General features: G+C 45.1%; 4 protein-coding genes. 2 read left to right on the forward strand and 2 right to left on the reverse strand.

The genetic code is table 11. The features are described from left to right. The coding region (locus tag V6C93_RS35430; protein WP_333481392.1) for a serine/threonine-protein kinase PknK at positions 1-3,067 on the reverse strand (3,067 nt) is incomplete at its 3' end. A gap of 383 nt (positions 3,068-3,450) precedes the next feature. Between V6C93_RS35430 and V6C93_RS35435 the strand changes: the two genes are divergently transcribed. After that, complete coding sequence (locus V6C93_RS35435) at positions 3,451-4,320, forward strand: amidohydrolase family protein (protein ID WP_333481393.1); 870 nt, start codon at positions 3,451-3,453, stop codon at positions 4,318-4,320. An 86-nt stretch (positions 4,321-4,406) separates the two neighbouring features. After that, a complete protein-coding gene (locus V6C93_RS35440; protein WP_333481394.1) occupies positions 4,407-4,532 on the forward strand; it encodes a hypothetical protein in 126 nt (41 codons plus the stop codon). A gap of 228 nt (positions 4,533-4,760) precedes the next feature. On the opposite strand, the gene V6C93_RS35445 is transcribed toward V6C93_RS35440, so the two are convergent. Beyond that, positions 4,761-5,389, reverse strand: a 629-nt coding sequence (locus V6C93_RS35445; protein ID WP_333481395.1) for an FAD-dependent oxidoreductase, incomplete at its 5' end; no start/stop codon positions are given.

Here is a 5,389-nt window from a genome sequence, read left to right on the forward strand (position 1 = left end):
CTCCAGTTTCCACTCCGTTCTGATAAGCATCAACCAGCTTTGGTATTGTTTTCCTAAGATGCACTTTCCAGTGCATGACGTGGGCACTAAATCCCGTTAATGCTTTAGCATTCCCTTTTTTTGTACTCAATCGTTCTGCCAAGCTAAGAGCCAATTTGCCAAATTTATAACCGAGTTCAATGTCTTGAACAGTTCCACATAGAACAAATCCGTAGGCAGCATAACTCAGTGGTGACCAGGTAGCATTGCCGTAGCTGATTGATAAATTTACCATTTTACACACAATCAGTATCATCAGTGCTGGTGACAGCATATGTGCAGCAGCTGCAACATTTGCCATGATATACATTGCTGAGCGCGGTTCTGGTGCGGTCATCTTTGGTAGATCAATTAAGTCTTCGATTTCTCGTCCAGATAGTAGGGAAAACGTTTCTTTTAATCCTCTTTGAACATTTAACTGGCTGGGATTTTCTATTAAGTTTACTTCTAGGAGCTTTAACACTTCCAGCCCAATTTTCAGTGCTGATTTCAGGTTGCCCTGTGACAAAAACGCTTGAATTTTGCTATCGTAAACCTGCACTTTATCGTTCACTGTCTTAGCATTGTTGAGTACCACTTCTACGAATTGTTCCATCTCATCAAAGCAACCATGCAAATACGCTGCTTCTGCTGCTTGAGAGTACAGTGCTAAGGTAAGGTCATACTCACTCAGCCAACTATCTGTATCTAGGAGTTTAAGCCCTGTAGTGAAATACTTAAGAGCCGCTTCATAAGCTGTTGCTGCCTTAGCTTTTTGACCTACAATTAAATTTAAGAAAGCAATTTCAATTCGTTCTGCTCGCTCGGTGATTAGCTCAATTCCCCGATCGAGATGATCGACGATTTCAAATAGCCTATCCGATCGCTTCTCTGGTAAAGTTTTTTTGAGTAAATTGCGACCGATTTGGAGATGAACGACTTGTTTGTGCAACTCATCAATTAAGGCATAAGCTGCTTGTTGTACGCGATCGTGCAAAAACTTATAGTCTTGAACTAACAAGTTTTCGTCTAATTCAGATATAGGTTGAATTAATCCAGCTTGGATAGCTGCTAGTAAATCTAGAGAAACTGCTTTAGGTGATTTTTTACAAGCGATCGCTAAAGTTTCTAAATTAAATTCAGAGCCGACACAAGCGGCTAAGCGAAGAATTTGTCGTATTTCTTCTGGCAGTTTCTTCAGCTTTAATAGCAGCAACTCCACCACATTATCAGCAATATATTGGGCTTCAATCGGGGCTATGTCCCACTGCCAGCTTAACTGTTTCGCATCAAATGTCAACAGATTTTCGCCATACAGCATTCGCAAAAATTCACCGACAAAGAAAGGGTTGCCCTCGGTTTTACGTAAGACTAATTGGGCTAGGGAACGCACGGTGTCAATATTGCGATGTAGCGTCTCGGCAATCAATTGACTCAACGCCTCCAGCGTTAAGGGTGCTAAGGTAATCTCCTGAAGCTCTGCCCCTTGTTTTTGCAGTTTCTCCAGCGTTAATATTAGTGGATGTGTTGGGTGCACTTCATTATCTCGATAGGCTCCAATCAAAAATAGATATTGGGCTTGCTCGTCGAGTAATATTAACTCGATTAACTTCAGCGTTGCGGAGTCGATCCACTGTAAATCGTCTAAGAAGATGACCAAGGGATGTTCTTTTGAACAAAACACCCGCACAAAATTTTGAAAGACTGAATTGAAGCGATTTTGAGCTTGGGTTGCTCCAACAGAGGGTACAGATGGCTGCTTGCCAATAATTAACTCAACTTCAGGGATGACATCAACGATCAGTTGTCCATTGCTTCCCAATGCATTAAGTAGACGCGATCGCCACTGTTGTACTTTCTCGTCTGGTTCCCCCAGTAGTTGTTGTACCAATTGTTGCAGGGCATGGGCGATCGCGCTGTAGGGAATATTACGCCCAAATTGGTCAAACTTACCCCAAATAAAATAGCCGTGCTTTGCCGTGATGGGTTTATAAAGTTCTTGCACCAATGCTGATTTGCCAATTCCAGCGTAACCAGAAACCAACATCATTTCGACGTTGAATTGAGCATTTTCTCGCTCTCCCCTTGCGGCTACTCTGTCAAATGCCGCTAATAATGCGCCAATTTCTGTTTCTCGTCCGTACAGTTTTTGGGGAATTTGAAATTGCTGGGAAATATCTTGAAAACCTAATTGGATGCGATCAATTTGACCAATTTCTGCTAATAGCTGGGCGCAGCATTCTAAATCCGCTTTGATGCCCCAAGCACTCTGATAGCGATCTTCCGCATTTTTCGCCATTAGTTTCAAAATTATGTCGGAAACAGGTTTTGGAATCTTTGAATTCAGTTCGTGCGGGGGAACAGGCGGTTTGGCAATATGGCAATGAACTAGTTCTAGGATGTCGCTGGTGGGAAACGGCAACTGTCCAGTCAAAAGTTCGTAAAATGTTGCGCCTAGCGAGTAAAAATCGCTGCGGTAGTCGAGCATCCGGTTCATACGCCCAGTTTGCTCTGGAGATAAGTAGGCAAGGGTTCCTTCTAGAAGATGAAGACTTTTAAATGTTGGATTGGTGCGGCTGAACCGAGTGGCAATACCAAAATCAATCATTTTGACAACGCCAGTATTTGGATTCAGGACGATGTTGCTAGGATTGATATCTTTATGAATGATGTTAGCAGCATGGATTCTGCCCAGAATCTCTGTAATGGCGATCGCCAGCCCAAGAAAATTCGATAAGGGCATGGGATAAAAGTCGGATCGCTGCTGCAAGCGTTCTAAAGACTCGCCGCCAAAGTCTTCTAAAAGGATGACGAGCGTGCGCTGATAGTCCTGCTGGCTGTATGCCTTAACTACGCCTTCGATGTTGAGGGAATGGGTAATTTCATATTCCTGCCTGTAGCGAGTTAATTCTTGGGGAGAGGGATAATCTTGCTTGAGGACTTTAGCGACAACTGCACAGTTATCTTGCTCTCTAATACCCCGATACACAAGAGTTGCCGAACTTTCATAGATTTTGCTTAAGATGGCAGCTCCAGGTAAGGTAATCATTCAACTCTCTCCCAATGAGCGTTATTAACAAATCTAATAACCCAAGTTGCTAGTTATTAATTCAAGCAATCGCTTTGTACAATAAAATCCCCTCCAGGTGTGAAAAACGGAGGGGAATATGCTTACTCGATGTCCCTGTGGTGGCAACCAGTCGAGCAAATCCACCCTCGTGCAGTCATCACTAATCCCTGAGCGGGGCGATCGCTCACTACACCGACTGCATGGGGGATGCCCACTGGAATGAAGAAGCGATCGCCCGTACTGTACTCAGCACAACCTTATTGATGGATTATTTCTGCCGAGCTGGTCTAGTATGATTCTTAATCAGAGGAGAGGAAACAAGGGCTGTGTGACTATACTTAGCTGTTAGGTCTCAAACCGCAATGCCAAATTTTCCGATAGTAGATACCCACCTGCATCTTTGGGATACTGAGCGATTCCACTATGCGTGGTTGCTGAATTTTCCGGCCATCAACCGTCCCTTTCTATTGCCCCATTTTAACGCCGCTTGTGCTACCGTTGCCGTGGATGCGATGGTGTTTGTTCAGTGTGACACGCATTTTTCTCAGGGTATGGATGAGACGCGCTGGGTGGCTTCCTTAGCGTCGGAAGATAAGCGTATCCAAGGCATTGTTGCCTTCGCTCCCTTGGAACAGGGTCATGAGGTTCGGTCTTATTTGGAACAGTTGTGTCGCATTCCTTTAGTAAAGGGAGCGCGGCGTCTGATTCAATCGGAAGATCTTGAATTCTGTCTTTGTCACGATTTTCTCCAGGGACTACAGCTGTTGCCGGAATTTGACTTGAGCTTTGATATATGCATTTACCATCCCCAGATGGCTAACATCATCAAGATGGTGCAGAAATGTCCTCAAGTGCGCTTTATGCTGGATCATTTTGGTAAACCAGATATCAAAAACCAGTTGTTAGAACCCTGGAAAAGTGAGATCGCAGAACTAGCGGCATTCCCTAATGTTTATTGCAAGGTATCAGGATTAGTGACGGAGGCGGATCATCAAAATTGGACTAAGGAGGATCTACAGCCTTACATTGCTCATGTAATCGAGTGTTTCGGTTGGGAGCGAGCCGTCTATGGGAGCGATTGGCCTGTGTCCAAACTCGCCACAGAGTATCCTGACTGGGTTGAAGCTTTGGAGTGGACGGTACAGGGATGCACCGAGTCGCAAAGGCGCAAGCTGTTCCGAGAAAATGCTTTACGTTTTTATCGGCTCGATACATCAACCCCTTCCAACTGAAAAATGAACAAGACGAAAAACAAAACCTCAACGATGCGAGCGCTCGTATTGTGCGACATTGGGAAGCTGGAATTGCGTGAGGTGCCATGCCCGGAACCCAGGCAGCACAAGAAGGGGACTATCTTGAAGAAGGTCGGTTAGTATTTTGGACAAATATCAGTACCAATACAGCCGAAACTATCAAAGCAAATGATATGAAATGTCCGTCATGAACCCCTTGCTTGGATATAAAAACATTCGGTAATTTGGCTCTCCCGGATGCTTGGGGAAAAATGTAGCAGATAATACAACTTTCCGGGGAGACGAAGGCTGAAAACCTTGATGCGTCTAGATGATTAGCTTGCGTTATCACCACAAGTACGAGAGAGCCAAAGGTTTTAAGGTTGATTCGACTTGTTGGAGAAATTTAGGCGTTTTAAGTTTCTGAATTTGTTTGATTATCATATGACAGAAGGATGGTAACTATAGAGCCATTCTTGAAATTCCTTCTCACCCATCCGGGGCGGTTTCATCATTTGAGGAATTGTAGTCTCGCTGTCTGGCTGGTAGGCACGTGCGCCTCGAATTGCACTGTGAATGTAGATTTCCTCTGTACGAGGGATGCGACGGTGTTCATAAGCACAGAGAGCTGTTTCAAGGCTAGGTGCATGAGCCAGACATTCTGCCAGTTCGTAAGCGTCCTCAAACGCCATGTTTCCTCCCTGTCCCAAGACGGGCACAACGGGATGAGCGGCATCGCCCAAGAGCGTTACTCTGCCTTTGCTCCAAGTTGGTAAGGGAGGTCGATCGCAAATCGGTCGCTCGACAATGTCATACTCTGGAGTTGCTTCGACGATGGCAGGCACAGGTTCTGCCCACTGTGCAACTATCTCCAGAACACGAGCCTTGGTATCTGCTGCTTGTTGACAAACAGCATCGTCTGCCCATAATGCACTGGCACTCCAAAAGGTGTAACCCTCACCCGCATCGATCAGCAAGAAATTTTTCCCATCGGGTGCCGTGATTAAGGTGTATGTGTGAGGAGACAATTGCTGGTGGGAATATTGAATGATGGCACGCCAGCACATTC

This window comes from Allocoleopsis sp. (assembly GCF_036703385.1).
Lineage (GTDB): Bacteria > Cyanobacteriota > Cyanobacteriia > Cyanobacteriales > Coleofasciculaceae > Allocoleopsis.

Coding starts and splice junctions, on each gene's coding strand:
- V6C93_RS35440 (WP_333481394.1), top strand. CDS start 4,407: ATGCCCGGAACCCAGGCAGCACAAGAAGGGGACTATCTTGAAGAAGGT.
- V6C93_RS35435 (WP_333481393.1), top strand. CDS start 3,451: ATGCCAAATTTTCCGATAGTAGATACCCACCTGCATCTTTGGGATACT.